Source organism: Klebsiella planticola, assembly GCF_000783935.2.
In the GTDB taxonomy this organism is placed as follows: domain Bacteria; phylum Pseudomonadota; class Gammaproteobacteria; order Enterobacterales; family Enterobacteriaceae; genus Klebsiella; species Klebsiella planticola.
Genome location: NZ_CP026047.1, coordinates 1,239,421 through 1,256,533, shown reverse-complemented (window position 1 = coordinate 1,256,533; position 17,113 = coordinate 1,239,421). Strand labels below are relative to the sequence as shown.

Below are 17,113 nucleotides of genomic sequence, written 5' to 3'. Positions count from 1 at the left end.
TAGCAATGGAATTAGTATTGAAAGACGCGCAGAGCGCGCTGACTGTTTCCGAAACTACCTTCGGTCGTGATTTCAACGAAGCGCTGGTACACCAGGTTGTTGTTGCTTATGCAGCTGGTGCTCGTCAGGGTACTCGTGCTCAGAAGACTCGTGCTGAAGTAACTGGTTCAGGCAAAAAGCCGTGGCGCCAGAAAGGTACCGGCCGTGCGCGTTCAGGTTCTATCAAGAGCCCGATCTGGCGTTCCGGTGGCGTAACCTTCGCTGCTCGTCCGCAGGACCACAGTCAAAAAGTTAACAAAAAGATGTACCGCGGCGCGCTGAAAAGCATTCTGTCCGAACTGGTACGTCAGGATCGTCTGATCGTTGTCGAGAAGTTCTCTGTTGAAGCGCCTAAAACTAAGCTGCTGGCACAGAAACTGAAAGACATGGCTCTGGAAGATGTGCTGATCATCACCGGTGAGCTGGACGAGAACCTGTTCCTGGCTGCGCGCAACCTGCACAAGGTTGACGTACGCGATGCAACTGGTATCGACCCGGTTAGCCTGATCGCCTTCGACAAAGTCGTAATGACTGCTGATGCTGTTAAGCAAGTTGAGGAGATGCTGGCATGATTCGTGAAGAACGTCTGCTGAAGGTGCTGCGTGCACCGCACGTTTCTGAAAAAGCGTCTGCTGCGATGGAAAAAACAAACACCATCGTTCTCAAAGTTGCTAAAGACGCGACCAAAGCAGAAATCAAAGCTGCTGTGCAGAAACTGTTTGAAGTCGAAGTCGAAGTCGTTAACACCCTGGTAGTTAAAGGGAAAGTTAAACGTCACGGACAGCGTATCGGTCGTCGTAGCGACTGGAAAAAAGCTTACGTCACCCTGAAAGAAGGCCAGAATCTGGACTTCGTTGGCGGCGCTGAGTAAGTCGGAGGAGTAATACAATGGCAGTTGTTAAATGTAAACCGACATCTCCGGGTCGTCGCCACGTTGTTAAAGTGGTTAACCCTGAGCTGCACAAGGGCAAACCTTTTGCTCCGTTGCTGGAAAAAAACAGCAAATCCGGTGGTCGTAACAACAATGGCCGTATCACCACCCGTCATATCGGTGGTGGCCACAAGCAGGCTTACCGTATTGTTGACTTCAAACGCAACAAAGATGGTATCCCGGCAGTTGTTGAGCGTCTTGAGTACGATCCGAACCGTTCCGCGAACATCGCGCTGGTTCTGTACAAAGATGGCGAACGCCGTTACATCCTGGCCCCTAAAGGCCTGAAAGCTGGCGACCAGATTCAGTCTGGCGTTGATGCTGCAATCAAAGCAGGCAACACCCTGCCGATGCGCAATATCCCGGTTGGTTCTACCGTTCATAACGTAGAAATGAAACCAGGTAAAGGCGGTCAGCTGGCTCGTTCCGCTGGTACTTACGTTCAGATCGTTGCTCGTGACGGTGCTTATGTCACCCTGCGTCTGCGTTCTGGTGAAATGCGTAAAGTCGAAGCAGACTGCCGCGCGACTCTGGGCGAAGTTGGCAATGCTGAGCATATGCTGCGCGTACTGGGTAAAGCAGGTGCTGCACGCTGGCGTGGTGTTCGTCCTACCGTTCGCGGTACTGCGATGAACCCAGTCGACCACCCACATGGTGGTGGTGAAGGTCGTAACTTTGGTAAGCACCCGGTATCCCCGTGGGGCCTGCAGACCAAAGGTAAGAAGACCCGCAGCAACAAGCGTACTGATAAATTCATCGTACGTCGCCGTAGCAAATAATTTTAGAGGATAAGCCATGCCACGTTCTCTCAAGAAAGGTCCTTTTATTGACCTGCACTTGCTGAAGAAGGTAGAGAAAGCGGTGGAAAGCGGAGACAAGAAGCCCCTGCGCACTTGGTCCCGTCGTTCAACGATCTTTCCTAACATGATCGGTTTGACCATCGCTGTCCATAATGGTCGTCAGCACGTTCCAGTTTTTGTTTCCGACGAAATGGTTGGTCACAAACTGGGTGAATTCGCACCGACTCGTACTTATCGCGGCCACGCTGCTGATAAAAAAGCGAAGAAGAAATAAGGTAGGAGGAAGAGATGGAAACTTTAGCTCAACATCGCCATGCTCGTTCTTCTGCTCAGAAGGTTCGCCTTGTAGCTGACCTGATTCGCGGTAAGAAAGTGTCGCAGGCCCTGGATATTCTGACCTACACCAACAAGAAAGCTGCTGTACTGGTCAAGAAGGTACTGGAATCTGCCATTGCTAACGCTGAACACAACGATGGCGCTGACATTGACGATCTGAAAGTTGCGAAAATTTTCGTAGACGAAGGCCCGAGCATGAAGCGCATTATGCCGCGTGCGAAAGGTCGTGCAGATCGCATCCTGAAGCGCACCAGCCACATCACTGTGGTTGTGTCCGATCGCTGAGACTCTGGAGACTAGCAATGGGTCAGAAAGTACATCCTAATGGTATTCGCCTGGGTATTGTCAAACCATGGAACTCTACCTGGTTCGCGAACACCAAAGAATTCGCTGACAACCTGGACAGCGATTTTAAAGTACGTCAGTTCCTGACTAAAGAACTGGCTAAAGCGTCCGTATCTCGTATCGTTATCGAGCGTCCGGCTAAGAGCATCCGTGTGACTATTCACACTGCTCGCCCGGGCATCGTTATCGGTAAGAAAGGCGAAGACGTAGAAAAACTGCGCAAGGTCGTAGCGGATATCGCTGGCGTTCCTGCACAGATCAATATCGCCGAAGTTCGTAAGCCAGAACTGGACGCTAAATTGGTTGCTGACAGCATCACTTCTCAGCTGGAACGTCGCGTTATGTTCCGTCGTGCGATGAAGCGTGCTGTACAGAACGCAATGCGTCTGGGCGCTAAAGGTATCAAAGTTGAAGTTAGCGGCCGTCTGGGCGGCGCGGAAATCGCACGTACCGAATGGTACCGTGAAGGTCGCGTACCGCTGCACACTCTGCGTGCTGACATCGACTACAACACCTCTGAAGCGCACACCACTTACGGTGTAATCGGCGTTAAGGTATGGATCTTCAAAGGCGAGATCCTGGGTGGTATGGCTGCTGTTGAACAACCGGAACCGGCTGCTCAACCTAAAAAGCAGCAGCGTAAAGGCCGTAAATAAGGAGCGTCGCTGATGTTACAACCAAAGCGTACAAAATTCCGTAAAGTGCACAAAGGCCGCAACCGTGGTCTGGCGCAGGGTACGGATGTTAGCTTCGGCACTTTCGGTCTGAAAGCTGTTGGCCGTGGTCGTCTGACTGCACGTCAGATCGAAGCAGCACGTCGTGCTATGACCCGTGCAGTTAAGCGTCAAGGTAAGATCTGGATCCGTGTATTCCCGGACAAACCGATCACCGAGAAGCCGCTGGAAGTTCGTATGGGTAAAGGTAAAGGTAACGTGGAGTACTGGGTTGCCTTGATTCAGCCGGGTAAAGTCCTTTATGAAATGGACGGCGTACCGGAAGAGCTGGCCCGTGAAGCCTTCGGCCTGGCAGCAGCGAAACTGCCTATCAAAACCACCTTTGTAACTAAGACGGTGATGTAATGAAAGCAAAAGAGCTGCGTGAAAAAAGCGTTGAAGAGCTGAACGCTGAGCTGCTGAACCTGCTGCGTGAGCAGTTCAACCTGCGTATGCAGGCTGCAAGTGGCCAGCTGCAACAGACTCATCTGCTGAAGCAAGTGCGTCGTGATGTTGCACGCGTTAAGACTTTACTGACTGAGAAGGCGGGTGCGTAATGACCGATAAAATCCGTACTCTGCAAGGTCGCGTAGTTAGCAATAAAATGGAGAAATCCATCGTTGTTGCTATCGAACGTTTTGTGAAACACCCGATCTACGGTAAATTCATCAAGCGTACGACCAAACTGCACGTACATGACGAGAACAACGAATGCGGTATCGGTGACGTGGTCGAAATCCACGAATGCCGTCCGCTGTCCAAGACTAAGTCCTGGACGCTGGTTCGCGTTGTAGAGAAAGCAGTTCTGTAATAGAGCCTGCATTCTCAACGGATAAACGGCTCAGCGATGAGCCGTTTATTTTTTCTACCCATATCCGATTTCCGGTGTTATAATGCCGCGCCCTCGATATGGGGATTTTTAACGGCCCGACTTTGGGTCTCAGTAGTAGTTGACATTAGCGGAGCACTAAAATGATCCAAGAACAGACTATGCTGAACGTCGCCGACAACTCCGGTGCACGTCGCGTAATGTGTATCAAGGTTCTGGGTGGCTCGCACCGTCGCTACGCAGGCGTAGGCGACATCATCAAGATCACCATCAAGGAAGCAATTCCGCGTGGTAAGGTCAAAAAAGGTGATGTGCTGAAGGCGGTAGTGGTGCGCACCAAGAAGGGTGTTCGTCGCCCGGACGGTTCTGTCATTCGCTTCGATGGTAATGCATGCGTTATTCTGAACAATAACAGCGAGCAGCCCATCGGTACGCGTATTTTTGGGCCGGTAACTCGTGAGCTTCGTACCGAGAAGTTCATGAAAATTATCTCTCTGGCACCAGAAGTACTCTAAGGAGCGAATCATGGCAGCGAAAATCCGTCGTGATGACGAAGTTATCGTGTTAACCGGTAAAGATAAAGGTAAACGCGGTAAAGTTAAGAATGTCTTGTCTTCCGGCAAGCTCATTGTTGAAGGTATCAACCTGGTTAAGAAACACCAGAAGCCGGTTCCGGCTCTGAACCAACCAGGCGGCATCGTTGAAAAAGAAGCTGCTATTCAGGTTTCTAACGTTGCAATCTTCAATGCGGCAACCGGCAAGGCTGACCGTGTAGGCTTTAGATTCGAAGACGGCAAAAAAGTCCGTTTCTTCAAGTCTAACAGCGAAACTATCAAGTAATTTGGAGTAGTACGATGGCGAAACTGCATGATTACTACAAAGACGAAGTAGTTAATAAACTCATGACTGAGTTTAACTACAATTCTGTCATGCAAGTCCCTCGGGTCGAGAAGATCACCCTGAACATGGGTGTTGGTGAAGCGATCGCTGACAAGAAACTGCTGGATAACGCAGCAGCTGATCTGACAGCAATCTCCGGTCAAAAGCCGTTGATCACCAAAGCACGCAAATCAGTTGCAGGCTTCAAAATCCGTCAGGGCTATCCGATCGGCTGTAAAGTAACTCTGCGTGGCGAACGCATGTGGGAGTTCTTTGAGCGCCTGATCACTATTGCTGTACCGCGTATCCGTGACTTCCGTGGCTTGTCCGCTAAGTCTTTCGACGGTCGTGGTAACTACAGCATGGGTGTCCGTGAGCAGATCATCTTCCCAGAAATCGACTACGATAAAGTCGACCGCGTTCGTGGTTTGGATATTACCATTACCACTACTGCGAAATCTGATGAAGAAGGCCGCGCTCTGCTGGCTGCCTTTGACTTCCCGTTCCGCAAGTAAGGTAGGGTTACTTAATGGCTAAGCAATCAATGAAAGCACGCGAAGTAAAGCGCGTGGCTTTAGCTGATAAATTCTTCGCTAAACGCGCTGAACTGAAAGCTATCATCTCTGATGTGAACGCAACCGACGAAGATCGTTGGAATGCCGTTCTCAAGCTGCAGACTCTGCCGCGTGATTCCAGCCCGTCTCGTCAGCGTAACCGCTGCCGTCAAACAGGTCGTCCGCATGGTTTCCTGCGGAAGTTCGGGTTGAGCCGTATCAAGGTCCGTGAAGCCGCAATGCGCGGTGAAATCCCGGGTCTGAAAAAGGCTAGCTGGTAATTGTCACCAATTGAATCACGGGAGTAAAGACAGATGAGCATGCAAGATCCGATCGCGGATATGCTGACCCGTATCCGTAACGGTCAGGCCGCGAATAAAGCTGCGGTCACCATGCCTTCCTCCAAGCTGAAAGTGGCAATTGCCAACGTGCTGAAGGAAGAAGGCTTTATTGAAGATTTTAAAGTTGAAGGCGACATCAAGCCGGAACTGGAACTGACTCTTAAGTATTTCCAGGGTAAAGCTGTTGTAGAAAGCATTCAGCGTGTCAGCCGCCCAGGTCTGCGCATCTATAAGCGTAAAGATGAGCTGCCAAAAGTTATGGCGGGTCTGGGTATCGCAGTTATTTCTACCTCTAAAGGTGTTATGACTGATCGTGCAGCGCGCCAAGCTGGTCTTGGTGGCGAAATTATCTGCTACGTAGCCTAATCGGAGGAAAAAATGTCTCGTGTTGCTAAAGCACCGGTCGTTATTCCTGCCGGCGTTGACGTAAAAATCAACGGTCAGGTTATTACGATCAAAGGTAAGAATGGCGAGCTGACTCGTACTCTCAACGATGCTGTTGAAGTTAAACATGCAGATAATGCACTGACCTTCGGTCCGCGTGATGGTTTCGCAGACGGTTGGGCTCAGGCTGGTACCGCGCGTGCCCTGCTTAACTCAGTAGTTATCGGTGTTACCGAAGGCTTCACTAAAAAGCTTCAGCTGGTTGGTGTAGGTTATCGTGCAGCGGTTAAAGGGGATGTAGTAAACCTGGCTTTAGGTTTCTCTCATCCTGTTGAACACAAACTGCCGGCCGGTATCACTGCAGAATGCCCGACTCAAACTGAAATCGTGCTGAAAGGCGCTGATAAGCAGGTGATCGGTCAGGTTGCAGCAGATCTGCGCGCCTACCGTCGTCCTGAGCCTTATAAAGGCAAGGGTGTTCGTTACGCCGACGAAGTCGTGCGTACCAAAGAGGCTAAGAAGAAGTAAGGTAACACTATGGATAAGAAATCTGCTCGTATCCGTCGTGCGACCCGCGCACGCCGCAAGCTCCAGGAGCTGGGTGCAACTCGCCTGGTGGTACATCGTACCCCGCGTCATATTTACGCACAGGTAATTGCACCGAACGGTTCTGAAGTTCTGGTAGCTGCTTCTACTGTAGAAAAAGCTATCGCTGAACAACTGAAGTACACCGGTAACAAAGACGCGGCTGCAGCTGTGGGTAAAGCTGTTGCTGAACGCGCTCTGGAAAAAGGCATCAAAGATGTTTCCTTTGACCGTTCCGGGTTCCAATATCATGGTCGTGTCCAGGCACTGGCAGATGCTGCCCGTGAAGCTGGCCTTCAGTTCTAAGGTAGAGGTGTAAGATGGCTCACATCGAAAAACAAGCTGGCGAACTGCAGGAAAAGCTGATCGCGGTTAACCGCGTATCTAAAACCGTTAAAGGTGGTCGTATTTTCTCCTTCACAGCTCTGACTGTAGTTGGTGATGGTAATGGCCGCGTAGGTTTTGGTTACGGTAAAGCGCGTGAAGTTCCAGCAGCGATCCAGAAAGCGATGGAAAAAGCCCGTCGCAATATGATTAACGTCGCGCTGAACCACGGCACCCTGCAACACCCGGTTAAAGGTGTTCACACGGGTTCTCGTGTATTCATGCAGCCAGCTTCCGAAGGTACCGGTATCATCGCCGGTGGTGCAATGCGCGCCGTTCTGGAAGTTGCTGGAGTTCATAACGTTCTGGCTAAAGCATATGGTTCCACCAACCCGATCAACGTGGTTCGTGCAACTATTGATGGCCTGGAAAATATGAATTCTCCAGAAATGGTCGCTGCCAAGCGTGGTAAATCCGTTGAAGAAATTCTGGGGAAATAAACCATGGCAAAGACTATTAAAATTACTCAAACCCGCAGTGCAATCGGTCGTCTGCCGAAACACAAGGCAACGCTGCTTGGCCTGGGTCTGCGTCGTATTGGTCACACCGTAGAACGCGAGGATACTCCTGCTGTTCGTGGTATGGTCAACGCGGTTTCCTTTATGGTTAAAGTTGAGGAGTAAGAGATGCGTTTAAATACTCTGTCTCCGGCCGAAGGCTCCAAAAAGGCGGGTAAACGCCTTGGTCGTGGTATCGGTTCTGGCCTCGGTAAAACCGGTGGTCGTGGTCACAAAGGTCAGAACTCTCGTTCTGGCGGTGGCGTACGTCGCGGTTTCGAGGGTGGTCAGATGCCTCTGTACCGTCGTCTGCCGAAATTCGGCTTCACTTCTCGTAAAGCGATGATCACTGCAGAAGTTCGTCTGTCTGATCTGGCTCACGTAGAAGGCGATGTAGTCGACCTGAACACGCTGAAAGCAGCTAACATTATCGGTATTCAGATTGAGTTCGCGAAAGTGATCCTGTCTGGTGAGGTAGCTCGTCCGGTAACTGTTCGTGGCCTGCGTGTGACTAAAGGTGCTCGTGCTGCTATCGAAGCTGCTGGCGGTAAAATTGAGGAATAAGTAGCAGATGGCTAAGCAACCGGGATTAGATTTTCAAAGTGCCAAAGGTGGACTTGGCGAACTGAAACGCAGACTTTTGTTTGTTATCGGTGCGCTGATTGTGTTCCGTATTGGTTCTTTTATTCCGATCCCTGGTATTGATGCCGCTGTACTTGCCAAACTGCTTGAGCAACAGCGAGGCACCATCATTGAAATGTTCAACATGTTCTCTGGTGGTGCTCTCAGCCGTGCTTCTATCTTTGCTTTGGGTATCATGCCGTATATTTCGGCATCGATTATTGTCCAACTGTTGACGGTTGTTTATCAGCCGCTGGCAGAAATAAAGAAAGAAGGGGAGTCTGGTCGTCGTAAGATCAGCCAGTACACCCGTTACGGTACTCTGGTGCTGGCGATATTCCAGTCGATCGGTATTGCTACCGGTCTGCCGAATATGCCTGGTATGCAGGGCCTGGTGATGAATCCAGGCTTTGCATTCTATTTCACCGCTGTTGTAAGTCTGGTCACAGGGACTATGTTCCTGATGTGGCTCGGCGAACAGATTACTGAACGTGGTATCGGTAACGGTATTTCGATCATTATCTTCGCTGGTATCGTTGCGGGACTCCCGCCAGCCATCGCCCATACTATCGAGCAAGCGCGTCAAGGCGACCTGCACTTCCTCCTGTTGCTGTTGGTTGCAGTATTAGTATTTGCCGTGACCTTCTTTGTTGTATTCGTAGAACGTGGTCAACGCCGCATTGTGGTGAACTACGCGAAGCGTCAACAAGGTCGTCGTGTCTATGCTGCACAGAGCACACATTTACCGCTGAAAGTGAATATGGCAGGGGTTATCCCGGCAATCTTCGCTTCCAGTATTATTCTGTTCCCTGCGACCATCGCGTCATGGTTCGGGGGCGGGACCGGTTGGAACTGGCTGACAACAATTTCGCTGTATTTGCAGCCTGGGCAACCGCTTTATGTGTTACTCTATGCGTCTGCAATCATATTCTTCTGTTTCTTCTACACGGCGTTGGTTTTCAACCCGCGTGAAACAGCAGATAACCTGAAGAAGTCCGGTGCATTTGTACCAGGAATTCGTCCGGGAGAGCAAACGGCGAAGTATATTGATAAAGTGATGACTCGCCTGACCCTGGTTGGTGCGTTATACATTACCTTTATCTGCCTGATCCCGGAGTTCATGCGTGATGCAATGAAAGTGCCGTTCTACTTCGGTGGAACCTCGCTGCTTATTGTTGTCGTTGTGATTATGGACTTTATGGCTCAAGTGCAAACTCTGATGATGTCAAGTCAGTACGAGTCTGCATTGAAGAAGGCGAACCTGAAAGGCTACGGCCGCTAACAGGGCGCCCGAGAAGTTACGGAGAGTAAAAATGAAAGTTCGTGCTTCCGTCAAGAAATTATGCCGTAACTGCAAAATCGTTAAGCGTGATGGCGTCATCCGCGTGATTTGCAGTGCCGAGCCAAAGCATAAACAGCGCCAAGGCTGATTTTTTCGCATATTTTTCTTGCAAAGTTGGATTGAGCTGGCTAGATTAGCCAGCCAATCTTTTGTATGTCTGTGCGTTTCCATTTGAGTATCCTGAAAACGGGCTTTTCAGCATGGTGCGTACATATTAAATAGTAGGAGTGCATAGTGGCCCGTATAGCAGGCATTAACATTCCTGATCAGAAACATACCGTAATCGCATTAACTGCTATTTTCGGTATCGGCAAGACCCGCTCTAAAGCCATCTGTGCTGACACGGGTATCGCTGAAAATGTTAAGATCAGTGAGCTGTCTGAAGAACAAATTGAATCCCTGCGTGAAGCAGTAGGTAAATTTGTCGTTGAAGGTGATCTGCGCCGTGAAATCACCCTGAGCATCAAGCGTCTGATGGACCTTGGTTGCTATCGTGGTTTACGCCATCGTCGTGGTCTTCCGGTTCGCGGTCAGCGTACTAAGACCAACGCACGTACCCGTAAGGGTCCGCGTAAACCGATCAAGAAATAATCGGGGTGATTGAATAATGGCAAAGGCACCAGTTCGTGCACGTAAGCGTGTAAGAAAACAAGTCTCTGATGGCGTGGCTCATGTCCATGCTTCTTTTAACAACACCATCGTTACCATTACCGATCGTCAGGGTAACGCACTGGGTTGGGCAACAGCCGGTGGTTCCGGTTTCCGTGGTTCTCGCAAATCCACTCCGTTCGCAGCTCAGGTTGCAGCAGAGCGTTGCGCTGAAGCCGTAAAAGAATACGGCATCAAGAATCTGGAAGTTATGGTCAAAGGTCCGGGTCCGGGTCGCGAATCTACTATTCGTGCACTGAACGCCGCTGGTTTCCGCATCACTAATATTACTGATGTGACTCCGATCCCTCATAACGGTTGTCGTCCGCCGAAAAAACGTCGCGTATAACGCGCTCGTTTCTAGGATTGTTGGAGAAAGAAAATGGCAAGATATTTGGGTCCTAAGCTCAAGCTGAGCCGTCGTGAGGGCACCGACTTATTCCTTAAGTCTGGCGTTCGCGCGATCGATACCAAGTGTAAAATTGAACAAGCTCCTGGCCAGCACGGTGCGCGTAAGCCGCGTCTGTCTGACTATGGTGTGCAGTTGCGTGAAAAGCAAAAAGTTCGCCGTATGTACGGTGTGCTGGAGCGTCAGTTCCGTAACTACTATAAAGAAGCAGCACGTCTGAAAGGCAACACCGGTGAAAACCTGTTGGCTCTGCTGGAAGGCCGTCTGGACAACGTTGTATACCGTATGGGCTTCGGCGCGACTCGTGCTGAATCACGTCAGCTGGTTAGCCACAAAGCTATCATGGTAAACGGTCGTGTTGTTAACATTGCTTCTTATCAGGTTAAAGCGAACGACGTTGTTAGCATTCGTGAGAAAGCGAAAAAGCAATCTCGCGTGAAAGCCGCTCTGGAGCTGGCTGAGCAGCGTGAAAAGCCAACCTGGCTGGAAGTTGATGCTGGCAAGATGGAAGGTACGTTCAAGCGTCAGCCGGAACGTTCTGATCTGTCTGCGGACATTAACGAACACCTGATCGTCGAGCTTTACTCCAAGTAAAGCTTAGTACCAAAGAGAGGACACAATGCAGGGTTCTGTGACAGAGTTTCTAAAACCGCGCCTGGTCGATATCGAGCAAGTGAGTTCGACGCACGCCAAGGTGACCCTTGAGCCTTTAGAGCGTGGCTTTGGCCATACTCTGGGTAACGCACTGCGCCGTATTCTGCTCTCATCGATGCCGGGTTGCGCGGTGACCGAGGTTGAGATTGATGGTGTACTGCACGAGTACAGCACCAAAGAAGGCGTTCAGGAAGATATCCTTGAAATCCTGCTCAACCTGAAAGGGCTTGCGGTGAGAGTTCAGGGTAAAGATGAAGTCATCCTTACTTTGAATAAATCTGGCATTGGCCCTGTGACCGCAGCCGACATTACCCATGACGGTGATGTCGAAATCGTCAAGCCGCAACATGTGATCTGCCACCTGACCGATGAGAACGCAGCTATTAGCATGCGTATCAAAGTTCAGCGCGGTCGCGGTTATGTGCCGGCTTCTGCCCGAATTCATTCGGAAGAAGATGAGCGCCCAATCGGCCGTCTGCTGGTCGACGCATGCTACAGCCCGGTAGAGCGTATTGCCTACAATGTTGAAGCAGCGCGTGTAGAACAGCGTACCGACCTGGACAAGCTGGTCATCGAAATGGAAACCAACGGCACAATCGATCCTGAAGAGGCGATTCGTCGTGCGGCAACCATCCTGGCAGAACAACTGGAAGCTTTCGTTGACTTACGTGATGTACGTCAGCCGGAAGTGAAAGAAGAGAAACCAGAATTCGATCCGATCCTGCTGCGCCCTGTTGACGATCTCGAATTGACTGTCCGCTCTGCTAACTGCCTCAAGGCAGAAGCTATCCACTATATCGGTGATCTGGTACAGCGTACCGAGGTTGAGTTGCTGAAAACGCCGAACCTGGGTAAAAAATCTCTTACCGAGATTAAAGACGTGCTGGCTTCACGTGGTCTGTCTCTGGGCATGCGCCTGGAAAACTGGCCACCGGCAAGCATTGCTGACGAGTAACCGGATCACAGGTTAAGGTTTTACTGAGAAGGATAAGGTCATGCGCCATCGTAAGAGTGGTCGTCAACTGAACCGCAACAGCAGCCATCGCCAGGCTATGTTCCGTAACATGGCTGGTTCGCTGGTTCGTCATGAAATCATCAAGACGACCCTGCCGAAAGCGAAAGAACTGCGTCGCGTAGTTGAGCCGCTGATTACTCTTGCCAAGACTGATAGCGTTGCTAATCGTCGTCTGGCATTCGCCCGTACTCGTGATAACGAGATCGTGGCAAAACTGTTTAACGAGCTGGGCCCGCGTTTCGCGAGCCGCGCCGGTGGTTACACTCGCATTCTGAAGTGTGGCTTCCGTGCAGGCGACAACGCGCCGATGGCATACATCGAGCTGGTTGATCGTGCTGAGCTGAAAGCAGAAGCTGCTGCAGAGTAATCTGTAGTAACGTAAAAAAACCCGCCTCGGCGGGTTTTTTTATATCCTCGCTACGGCTGCTTCACTACAATACCTGTATTCTTTTTGTTCATCCCCGGAGCCGAATGATGTGGTTGCTGGATCAGTGGGCAGAACGCCATATCCTTGATGCACAAACCAAAGGTGAATTTGATGATCTTCCTGGTCGTGGAGAGCCACTGGCTTTGGATGATGACCTGCATGTGCCGCCTGAATTACGCGCGGGCTACCGCTTACTCAAAAATGCCGGCTGTCTGCCTCCTGAACTTGAGCAACGAAGAGAAGCCGTTGCGCTGGTCGATTTATTAAAAGCGGTCCGTCCGGACGATCCTCAGTATGCAGAGCTCAGCCGCCGACTTGCTTTACTGGAACTGAAGTTACGGCAGGCGGGGTTGAATACCGATTTTTTACGTGGTGAATACGCAGACAGGCTTCAGAATAAAATTGATGAGGAGTAGGTATGTACCGTATTGGTGAACTCGCAAAGCTGGCTGATGTCACGCCCGATACCATTCGCTACTATGAAAAACAGCAGATGATGGCTCACGATGTACGTACAGAAGGTGGATTTCGCCTCTATACCGAGAACGACCTTCAGCGCCTGCGCTTCATCCGCTATGCCCGTCAGCTCGGGTTTACCCTTGAAGCGATCCGTGAATTATTGTCGATCCGCGTTGATCCGGAGCATCATACCTGTCAGGAGTCAAAAGGCATTGTTCAGGCACGTCTGAGCGAAGTCGACGCACGAATTAAAGAGCTACAAGCAATGCGCCGTTCATTGCAACGACTGAATGAGGCCTGCTGCGGTACAGCCCATAGCAGCGTCTATTGTTCTATTCTCGAGGCCCTTGAGCAAGGAGCCAGTAGTACTACGGCGGAACGTTGATTTTTTCATCGCGCGGATCTACACTCCCGCCGATCTCATTCACATCCAGGAGCTATTATGAGCCGCTATCAACACACCAAAGGGCAAATAAAAGACAATGCCATTGAGGCGTTGCTGCATGACCCGTTATTCAGACAGAGAGTAGAGAAAAACCGGAAGGGGAAAGGCAGCTACCAACGTAAAGATAAACATGCGGGGCGGAATGACCGGGAGGCCAGTGGCAAAAGAGTGAATCGCTTTTTTACCACTGGCCTTCTGCTTTCTGTTGCCTGATTACGAACGGTTATTCTGTTCTTTCAGCAGATCGCGAATCTCACTCAACAATACTTCTTCTTTCGTTGGTGCCGGTGGCGCAGCAGGAGCCTCTGCCTTTTTGCGATTCAGGTTATTCATCAGTTTGATCGCCATAAAAATGGCAAAGGCCACGATCACGAAATCAAACACGTTCTGGATAAACACCCCATAATGCATTACCACAGCCGGGACATCGCCGTGTGCATCGCGTAACGTGACGGCGAACGATTTAAAATCAATTCCACCAATCAGCAGGCCTAGTGGCGGCATAATAATATCGGCAACCAATGACGATACAATTTTACCAAATGCCGCACCGATGATGACACCCACTGCCAAATCAACAACATTCCCGCGCATCGCGAAGTCGCGAAACTCTTTTAAAATGCTCATTTTATTCTCCATGAACCCGCTAACAGTGATAAGTTTATCAAATGTATTTCCATTTGCCATTGCTGTTGAATAATTGCTAAAAAATATTATCCCCTGATATATAAAGGATAATCAAAAAGGGCGCCATACAGGCGCCCGTGCAATTAGAGGAAGAAAGGACTGGGTTGGAAAAGACGCTCGACGTCGGATATAAATTTTTTGTCGGTCAGAAACATAATGACGTGATCGCCCTGCTCAATACGCAGGTTATTATTCGCGATCATTACGTCATTGCCACGGACGACAGCACCGATGATCGTGCCCGGCGGTAGCTTGATCTCATCGATCGAACGACCCACTACACGGGAGGTACTTTCATCGCCGTGAGCTACAGCTTCAATGGCCTCTGCGACACCGCGGCGCAGTGAGGAGACGCCAACAATATCGGCCTTACGGACATGGCTCAGTAGGGCGGAGATCGTGGCTTGCTGCGGCGATATAGCAATATCGATCACGCTACCCTGCACCAGATCGACGTAGGCTTTCCGCTGGATCAACACCATGACTTTTTTGGCGCCCATCCGTTTGGCCAGCATTGCAGACATGATATTGGCTTCATCGTCATTGGTGACGGCAATGAAGAGATCCACTTGATCGATGTGTTCTTCCGCTAGCAGTTCCTGATCCGAGGCATCGCCATAGAAGACAATAGTATTCTGTAGTTTCTCCGCAAGCTCGGCGGCGCGTTGCTGATCGCGTTCGATCAGCTTAACGCTGTAATCTTTCTCAAGACGACGAGCAAGACCTGCACCGATATTGCCCCCGCCAACCAGCATGATGCGCTTATAGGGTTTTTCCAGGCGCTGCAGTTCGCTCATGACGGCGCGAATATGCTGCGATGCGGCAATGAAGAACACTTCATCGCCGGCTTCAACGATTGTCGAACCCTGCGGACGGATGGGTCTGTCGTGGCGGAAAATGGCCGCTACGCGAGTATCGATATGCGGCATATGTTCACGCATTGTCGAGAGCGCATTCCCTACCAGTGGACCGCCGTAGTAGGCTTTTACGACCGCGAGGCTGACTTTACCTTCGGCAAAGTTTACGACCTGCAGTGCACCTGGATATTCAATAAGTCGGTAGATATTGTCGATAACTAATTGTTCAGGCGCGATCAGATGATCGATAGGCACCGCTTCCGAGTGGAACAGTTTTTCGGCATCTCGTACATAATCCGGGGAACGGATACGCGCAATACGATTAGGCGTATTGAACAGTGAATAGGCAACCTGGCAGGCCACCATATTGGTTTCATCTGAACTGGTTACGGCAACCAGCATGTCGGCATCGTCGGCGCCAGCTTCACGCAGCACGCGTGGGTGGGAACCGTGTCCCTGAACAACGCGGAGGTCAAATTTATCCTGCAGGCTGTGCAGGCGGTCACCATTGGTGTCGACCAGGGTGATATCGTTGTTCTCTCCCACGAGGTTTTCCGCAAGAGTTCCGCCTACCTGACCGGCGCCCAGAATAATAATCTTCATCAGCAGTGATCCATTATTTCCGATGTTTGATCAGCTTAGCGTAAAAGAACCCATCACCCTCTTCTGCGCCGGGCAAATTTTGCACGCCCGGCAGCTCAGGCGTGCCGGTGAGGCTGAGCTCTGCATCTGGCGTACGCTTGAGGAAGGCAGCAATTTGCTGGCTATTCTCTTCCGGAAGAATTGAGCAGGTCGCATAGACCAGTGTTCCGCCAGGTTTCAGATGAGACCAGATGGCGTCAAGAATCTCCGCCTGCAGCTGGGCCAGCTCGGCAATGTCGCGATCGCGGCGTAGCCATTTAATATCCGGATGACGACGAATGACGCCCGTTGCTGAACAGGGGGCATCGAGCAGAATGCGATCAAACTGTTCGTCTTCACACCACTGAGCGGGATAGCGGCCATCACCCTGTTTCACCTGCGCTTTCATGCCGAGTCGCTTCAGATTGTCATAGACACGCGACAGGCGCTGCTCATCAATATCAACCGCCAGAACGCTGGCCTGCGGCGCGACTTCCAGAATATGCGTCGTTTTACCCCCAGGAGCAGCACACAGGTCGAGGATTCTCTCGCCATTTTCTGGGGTCAGATAGCGCATGCAGCCCTGGGCTGAAGCATCCTGGACGGTAACCCAGCCCTGGTCGAATCCGGGTAATGCCTGAACGGGGGCCGGCGTTGCCAGACGCACCGCATCAGGATAATCAGGGTGGGTAAAACCGTGCAGTCCGGCCTCTTCCAGAAGCGCGAGCCACTCATCGCGTGAATGATGACTGCGGTTTACGCGCAGCCACATGGGCGGGCGTTGGTTATTTGCATCGACAATCGCTTGCCATTGCTGCGGCCATGATTTTTGCAAACGCTTGAGCAGCCATGCCGGATGAAGAAAACGACTCTCGCTTTGGGCAAATTCGGCCAATAAAGCTTCCTGCTGGCGCTGAAACTGGCGTAAAACGCCGTTGATGAGTCCCTTCAACTGCGGACGTTTGATGGCTACCGCGCCTTCCACCGTTTCCGCCAGCGCAGCATGGGCCGGAATGCGGGTATAGAGCAGCTGATAAAACCCCACCATAATTAAATAGTGAATGGTTCGCTGTTTGCCCGTCATCGGGCGAGCCATCAGTTTGTTAACCAGCCAGTCCAGCTGGCTGAGGGTACGCAGGACACCAAAACACAGCTCTTGCAGCAGCGCTTTGTCCTTTTCCCCGACCTTTTGCTGTAATGGCGGCAGAACGTTACTTAATGACTGACCTTGTTCGACAACCTGCTCAACGGCTTTCGCCGCCAGACTGCGTAAATTTTGATTTTTTTTCATAACCGCAAAATAAAAATGCC

General features: G+C 51.0%; 32 protein-coding genes. 29 read left to right on the top strand and 3 right to left on the bottom strand.

The features are described from left to right. Positions 1-5: 5 nt before the first annotated feature. The 29 genes from rplD (at position 6) to MC50_RS06010 (ending at position 13,850) form a co-directional block, all read left to right on the top strand. Complete coding sequence (gene rplD / locus MC50_RS06150) at positions 6-611, top strand: 50S ribosomal protein L4 (RefSeq protein ID WP_000424395.1); 606 nt, start codon at positions 6-8, stop codon at positions 609-611. Continuing rightward, the gene (rplW, locus tag MC50_RS06145) at positions 608-910 is read left to right on the top strand and encodes a 50S ribosomal protein L23 (protein WP_004868363.1); all 303 of its coding nucleotides are present in this window, start codon (positions 608-610) and stop codon (positions 908-910) included. Before rplD ends, rplW begins: the two co-directional genes overlap by 4 nt. A gap of 17 nt (positions 911-927) precedes the next feature. After that, positions 928-1,749: a 50S ribosomal protein L2 gene (gene rplB / locus MC50_RS06140; protein ID WP_002919786.1), complete on the top strand. Its 822-nt coding sequence runs from the start codon at positions 928-930 to the stop codon at positions 1,747-1,749. Between the two features lie 16 nt (positions 1,750-1,765). Then, positions 1,766-2,044 (top strand): 30S ribosomal protein S19, encoded by a 279-nt coding sequence (gene rpsS, locus MC50_RS06135; protein WP_001138115.1) that lies wholly within the window; start codon positions 1,766-1,768, stop codon positions 2,042-2,044. 14 nt (positions 2,045-2,058) lie between these two features. After that, positions 2,059-2,391 (top strand): 50S ribosomal protein L22, encoded by a 333-nt coding sequence (gene rplV / locus MC50_RS06130; RefSeq protein WP_002919773.1) that lies wholly within the window; start codon positions 2,059-2,061, stop codon positions 2,389-2,391. A 17-nt stretch (positions 2,392-2,408) separates the two neighbouring features. After that, entirely contained in the window at positions 2,409-3,107 is a 699-nt protein-coding gene (rpsC, locus tag MC50_RS06125) for a 30S ribosomal protein S3 (protein WP_002919766.1), read from the top strand. 12 nt (positions 3,108-3,119) lie between these two features. Further along, positions 3,120-3,530 (top strand): 50S ribosomal protein L16, encoded by a 411-nt coding sequence (rplP, locus tag MC50_RS06120; RefSeq protein WP_002919759.1) that lies wholly within the window; start codon positions 3,120-3,122, stop codon positions 3,528-3,530. Continuing rightward, positions 3,530-3,721 (top strand): 50S ribosomal protein L29, encoded by a 192-nt coding sequence (gene rpmC, locus MC50_RS06115; protein ID WP_004868359.1) that lies wholly within the window; start codon positions 3,530-3,532, stop codon positions 3,719-3,721. The genes rplP and rpmC overlap by 1 nt, the downstream gene beginning before the upstream one ends. Next, positions 3,721-3,975: a 30S ribosomal protein S17 gene (gene rpsQ, locus MC50_RS06110; RefSeq protein WP_004868357.1), complete on the top strand. Its 255-nt coding sequence runs from the start codon at positions 3,721-3,723 to the stop codon at positions 3,973-3,975. The genes rpmC and rpsQ overlap by 1 nt, the downstream gene beginning before the upstream one ends. A 161-nt stretch (positions 3,976-4,136) precedes the next feature. Continuing rightward, positions 4,137-4,508, top strand: coding sequence for a 50S ribosomal protein L14 (gene rplN, locus MC50_RS06105; protein ID WP_002919748.1), 372 nt, complete (start codon positions 4,137-4,139; stop codon positions 4,506-4,508). Positions 4,509-4,518: 10 nt separating this feature from the next. Beyond that, a complete protein-coding gene (gene rplX / locus MC50_RS06100) occupies positions 4,519-4,833 on the top strand; it encodes a 50S ribosomal protein L24 (RefSeq protein ID WP_004106345.1) in 315 nt (104 codons plus the stop codon). Between the two features lie 14 nt (positions 4,834-4,847). Continuing rightward, positions 4,848-5,387 (top strand): 50S ribosomal protein L5, encoded by a 540-nt coding sequence (rplE, locus tag MC50_RS06095; protein ID WP_001096206.1) that lies wholly within the window; start codon positions 4,848-4,850, stop codon positions 5,385-5,387. Positions 5,388-5,401: 14 nt separating this feature from the next. Next, positions 5,402-5,707: a 30S ribosomal protein S14 gene (gene rpsN / locus MC50_RS06090; protein ID WP_002919667.1), complete on the top strand. Its 306-nt coding sequence runs from the start codon at positions 5,402-5,404 to the stop codon at positions 5,705-5,707. Positions 5,708-5,740: 33 nt separating this feature from the next. After that, a complete protein-coding gene (rpsH, locus tag MC50_RS06085; RefSeq protein WP_004106343.1) occupies positions 5,741-6,133 on the top strand; it encodes a 30S ribosomal protein S8 in 393 nt (130 codons plus the stop codon). 12 nt (positions 6,134-6,145) lie between these two features. Further along, positions 6,146-6,679, top strand: coding sequence for a 50S ribosomal protein L6 (gene rplF / locus MC50_RS06080; protein WP_004868354.1), 534 nt, complete (start codon positions 6,146-6,148; stop codon positions 6,677-6,679). A gap of 9 nt (positions 6,680-6,688) precedes the next feature. Next, positions 6,689-7,042, top strand: a complete 354-nt coding sequence (gene rplR / locus MC50_RS06075; RefSeq protein WP_000358960.1) for a 50S ribosomal protein L18 — start codon at positions 6,689-6,691, stop codon at positions 7,040-7,042. 14 nt (positions 7,043-7,056) lie between these two features. Continuing rightward, complete coding sequence (gene rpsE / locus MC50_RS06070) at positions 7,057-7,560, top strand: 30S ribosomal protein S5 (protein WP_004106339.1); 504 nt, start codon at positions 7,057-7,059, stop codon at positions 7,558-7,560. A 3-nt stretch (positions 7,561-7,563) separates the two neighbouring features. Beyond that, on the top strand, positions 7,564-7,743 hold the full coding sequence (gene rpmD / locus MC50_RS06065) for a 50S ribosomal protein L30 (RefSeq protein ID WP_001140434.1): 180 nt from the start codon (positions 7,564-7,566) through the stop codon (positions 7,741-7,743). A 3-nt stretch (positions 7,744-7,746) separates the two neighbouring features. Further along, positions 7,747-8,181, top strand: a complete 435-nt coding sequence (gene rplO / locus MC50_RS06060) for a 50S ribosomal protein L15 (RefSeq protein ID WP_004868352.1) — start codon at positions 7,747-7,749, stop codon at positions 8,179-8,181. A 7-nt stretch (positions 8,182-8,188) separates the two neighbouring features. After that, positions 8,189-9,520: a preprotein translocase subunit SecY gene (secY, locus tag MC50_RS06055; RefSeq protein WP_004868351.1), complete on the top strand. Its 1,332-nt coding sequence runs from the start codon at positions 8,189-8,191 to the stop codon at positions 9,518-9,520. 31 nt (positions 9,521-9,551) lie between these two features. Further along, the gene (gene rpmJ, locus MC50_RS06050; protein WP_000868187.1) at positions 9,552-9,668 is read left to right on the top strand and encodes a 50S ribosomal protein L36; all 117 of its coding nucleotides are present in this window, start codon (positions 9,552-9,554) and stop codon (positions 9,666-9,668) included. Positions 9,669-9,814: 146 nt separating this feature from the next. Further along, positions 9,815-10,171, top strand: a complete 357-nt coding sequence (rpsM, locus tag MC50_RS06045; RefSeq protein WP_004868349.1) for a 30S ribosomal protein S13 — start codon at positions 9,815-9,817, stop codon at positions 10,169-10,171. Positions 10,172-10,187: 16 nt separating this feature from the next. After that, complete coding sequence (rpsK, locus tag MC50_RS06040) at positions 10,188-10,577, top strand: 30S ribosomal protein S11 (protein ID WP_004138423.1); 390 nt, start codon at positions 10,188-10,190, stop codon at positions 10,575-10,577. Positions 10,578-10,610: 33 nt separating this feature from the next. Then, positions 10,611-11,231, top strand: coding sequence for a 30S ribosomal protein S4 (gene rpsD / locus MC50_RS06035; protein WP_004868345.1), 621 nt, complete (start codon positions 10,611-10,613; stop codon positions 11,229-11,231). A gap of 25 nt (positions 11,232-11,256) precedes the next feature. Then, positions 11,257-12,246, top strand: coding sequence for a DNA-directed RNA polymerase subunit alpha (locus MC50_RS06030; protein WP_002919219.1), 990 nt, complete (start codon positions 11,257-11,259; stop codon positions 12,244-12,246). Between the two features lie 40 nt (positions 12,247-12,286). Further along, positions 12,287-12,673 (top strand): 50S ribosomal protein L17, encoded by a 387-nt coding sequence (gene rplQ / locus MC50_RS06025; RefSeq protein WP_004868344.1) that lies wholly within the window; start codon positions 12,287-12,289, stop codon positions 12,671-12,673. Positions 12,674-12,780: 107 nt separating this feature from the next. Next, positions 12,781-13,149 (top strand): DnaJ family domain-containing protein, encoded by a 369-nt coding sequence (locus MC50_RS06020; RefSeq protein WP_032690482.1) that lies wholly within the window; start codon positions 12,781-12,783, stop codon positions 13,147-13,149. Positions 13,150-13,151: 2 nt separating this feature from the next. After that, complete coding sequence (gene zntR, locus MC50_RS06015; RefSeq protein ID WP_032690483.1) at positions 13,152-13,577, top strand: Zn(2+)-responsive transcriptional regulator; 426 nt, start codon at positions 13,152-13,154, stop codon at positions 13,575-13,577. A 57-nt stretch (positions 13,578-13,634) separates the two neighbouring features. Further along, positions 13,635-13,850: an alternative ribosome-rescue factor A gene (locus MC50_RS06010; RefSeq protein WP_032690484.1), complete on the top strand. Its 216-nt coding sequence runs from the start codon at positions 13,635-13,637 to the stop codon at positions 13,848-13,850. Here the strand turns inward: MC50_RS06010 and mscL are convergent, their stop codons facing one another. The 3 genes from mscL to rsmB form a co-directional block, all read right to left on the bottom strand. Continuing rightward, positions 13,851-14,264, bottom strand: a complete 414-nt coding sequence (gene mscL / locus MC50_RS06005) for a large-conductance mechanosensitive channel protein MscL (RefSeq protein ID WP_032690485.1) — start codon at positions 14,262-14,264, stop codon at positions 13,851-13,853. A 143-nt stretch (positions 14,265-14,407) separates the two neighbouring features. Further along, positions 14,408-15,784 (bottom strand): Trk system potassium transporter TrkA, encoded by a 1,377-nt coding sequence (gene trkA, locus MC50_RS06000; protein ID WP_047663533.1) that lies wholly within the window; start codon positions 15,782-15,784, stop codon positions 14,408-14,410. 13 nt (positions 15,785-15,797) lie between these two features. Continuing rightward, a complete protein-coding gene (gene rsmB, locus MC50_RS05995) occupies positions 15,798-17,093 on the bottom strand; it encodes a 16S rRNA (cytosine(967)-C(5))-methyltransferase RsmB (RefSeq protein WP_046853403.1) in 1,296 nt (431 codons plus the stop codon). Between the last annotated feature and the right edge of the window lie 20 nt (positions 17,094-17,113).

Coding starts and splice junctions, on each gene's coding strand:
- rplD (WP_000424395.1), top strand. CDS start 6: ATGGAATTAGTATTGAAAGACGCGCAGAGCGCGCTGACTGTTTCCGAA.
- rplW (WP_004868363.1), top strand. CDS start 608: ATGATTCGTGAAGAACGTCTGCTGAAGGTGCTGCGTGCACCGCACGTT.
- rplB (WP_002919786.1), top strand. CDS start 928: ATGGCAGTTGTTAAATGTAAACCGACATCTCCGGGTCGTCGCCACGTT.
- rpsS (WP_001138115.1), top strand. CDS start 1,766: ATGCCACGTTCTCTCAAGAAAGGTCCTTTTATTGACCTGCACTTGCTG.
- rplV (WP_002919773.1), top strand. CDS start 2,059: ATGGAAACTTTAGCTCAACATCGCCATGCTCGTTCTTCTGCTCAGAAG.
- rpsC (WP_002919766.1), top strand. CDS start 2,409: ATGGGTCAGAAAGTACATCCTAATGGTATTCGCCTGGGTATTGTCAAA.
- rplP (WP_002919759.1), top strand. CDS start 3,120: ATGTTACAACCAAAGCGTACAAAATTCCGTAAAGTGCACAAAGGCCGC.
- rpmC (WP_004868359.1), top strand. CDS start 3,530: ATGAAAGCAAAAGAGCTGCGTGAAAAAAGCGTTGAAGAGCTGAACGCT.
- rpsQ (WP_004868357.1), top strand. CDS start 3,721: ATGACCGATAAAATCCGTACTCTGCAAGGTCGCGTAGTTAGCAATAAA.
- rplN (WP_002919748.1), top strand. CDS start 4,137: ATGATCCAAGAACAGACTATGCTGAACGTCGCCGACAACTCCGGTGCA.
- rplX (WP_004106345.1), top strand. CDS start 4,519: ATGGCAGCGAAAATCCGTCGTGATGACGAAGTTATCGTGTTAACCGGT.
- rplE (WP_001096206.1), top strand. CDS start 4,848: ATGGCGAAACTGCATGATTACTACAAAGACGAAGTAGTTAATAAACTC.
- rpsN (WP_002919667.1), top strand. CDS start 5,402: ATGGCTAAGCAATCAATGAAAGCACGCGAAGTAAAGCGCGTGGCTTTA.
- rpsH (WP_004106343.1), top strand. CDS start 5,741: ATGAGCATGCAAGATCCGATCGCGGATATGCTGACCCGTATCCGTAAC.
- rplF (WP_004868354.1), top strand. CDS start 6,146: ATGTCTCGTGTTGCTAAAGCACCGGTCGTTATTCCTGCCGGCGTTGAC.
- rplR (WP_000358960.1), top strand. CDS start 6,689: ATGGATAAGAAATCTGCTCGTATCCGTCGTGCGACCCGCGCACGCCGC.
- rpsE (WP_004106339.1), top strand. CDS start 7,057: ATGGCTCACATCGAAAAACAAGCTGGCGAACTGCAGGAAAAGCTGATC.
- rpmD (WP_001140434.1), top strand. CDS start 7,564: ATGGCAAAGACTATTAAAATTACTCAAACCCGCAGTGCAATCGGTCGT.
- rplO (WP_004868352.1), top strand. CDS start 7,747: ATGCGTTTAAATACTCTGTCTCCGGCCGAAGGCTCCAAAAAGGCGGGT.
- secY (WP_004868351.1), top strand. CDS start 8,189: ATGGCTAAGCAACCGGGATTAGATTTTCAAAGTGCCAAAGGTGGACTT.
- rpmJ (WP_000868187.1), top strand. CDS start 9,552: ATGAAAGTTCGTGCTTCCGTCAAGAAATTATGCCGTAACTGCAAAATC.
- rpsK (WP_004138423.1), top strand. CDS start 10,188: ATGGCAAAGGCACCAGTTCGTGCACGTAAGCGTGTAAGAAAACAAGTC.
- rpsD (WP_004868345.1), top strand. CDS start 10,611: ATGGCAAGATATTTGGGTCCTAAGCTCAAGCTGAGCCGTCGTGAGGGC.
- MC50_RS06030 (WP_002919219.1), top strand. CDS start 11,257: ATGCAGGGTTCTGTGACAGAGTTTCTAAAACCGCGCCTGGTCGATATC.
- rplQ (WP_004868344.1), top strand. CDS start 12,287: ATGCGCCATCGTAAGAGTGGTCGTCAACTGAACCGCAACAGCAGCCAT.
- MC50_RS06020 (WP_032690482.1), top strand. CDS start 12,781: ATGTGGTTGCTGGATCAGTGGGCAGAACGCCATATCCTTGATGCACAA.
- zntR (WP_032690483.1), top strand. CDS start 13,152: ATGTACCGTATTGGTGAACTCGCAAAGCTGGCTGATGTCACGCCCGAT.
- MC50_RS06010 (WP_032690484.1), top strand. CDS start 13,635: ATGAGCCGCTATCAACACACCAAAGGGCAAATAAAAGACAATGCCATT.
- mscL (WP_032690485.1), bottom strand. CDS start 14,264: ATGAGCATTTTAAAAGAGTTTCGCGACTTCGCGATGCGCGGGAATGTT.
- trkA (WP_047663533.1), bottom strand. CDS start 15,784: ATGAAGATTATTATTCTGGGCGCCGGTCAGGTAGGCGGAACTCTTGCG.
- rsmB (WP_046853403.1), bottom strand. CDS start 17,093: ATGAAAAAAAATCAAAATTTACGCAGTCTGGCGGCGAAAGCCGTTGAG.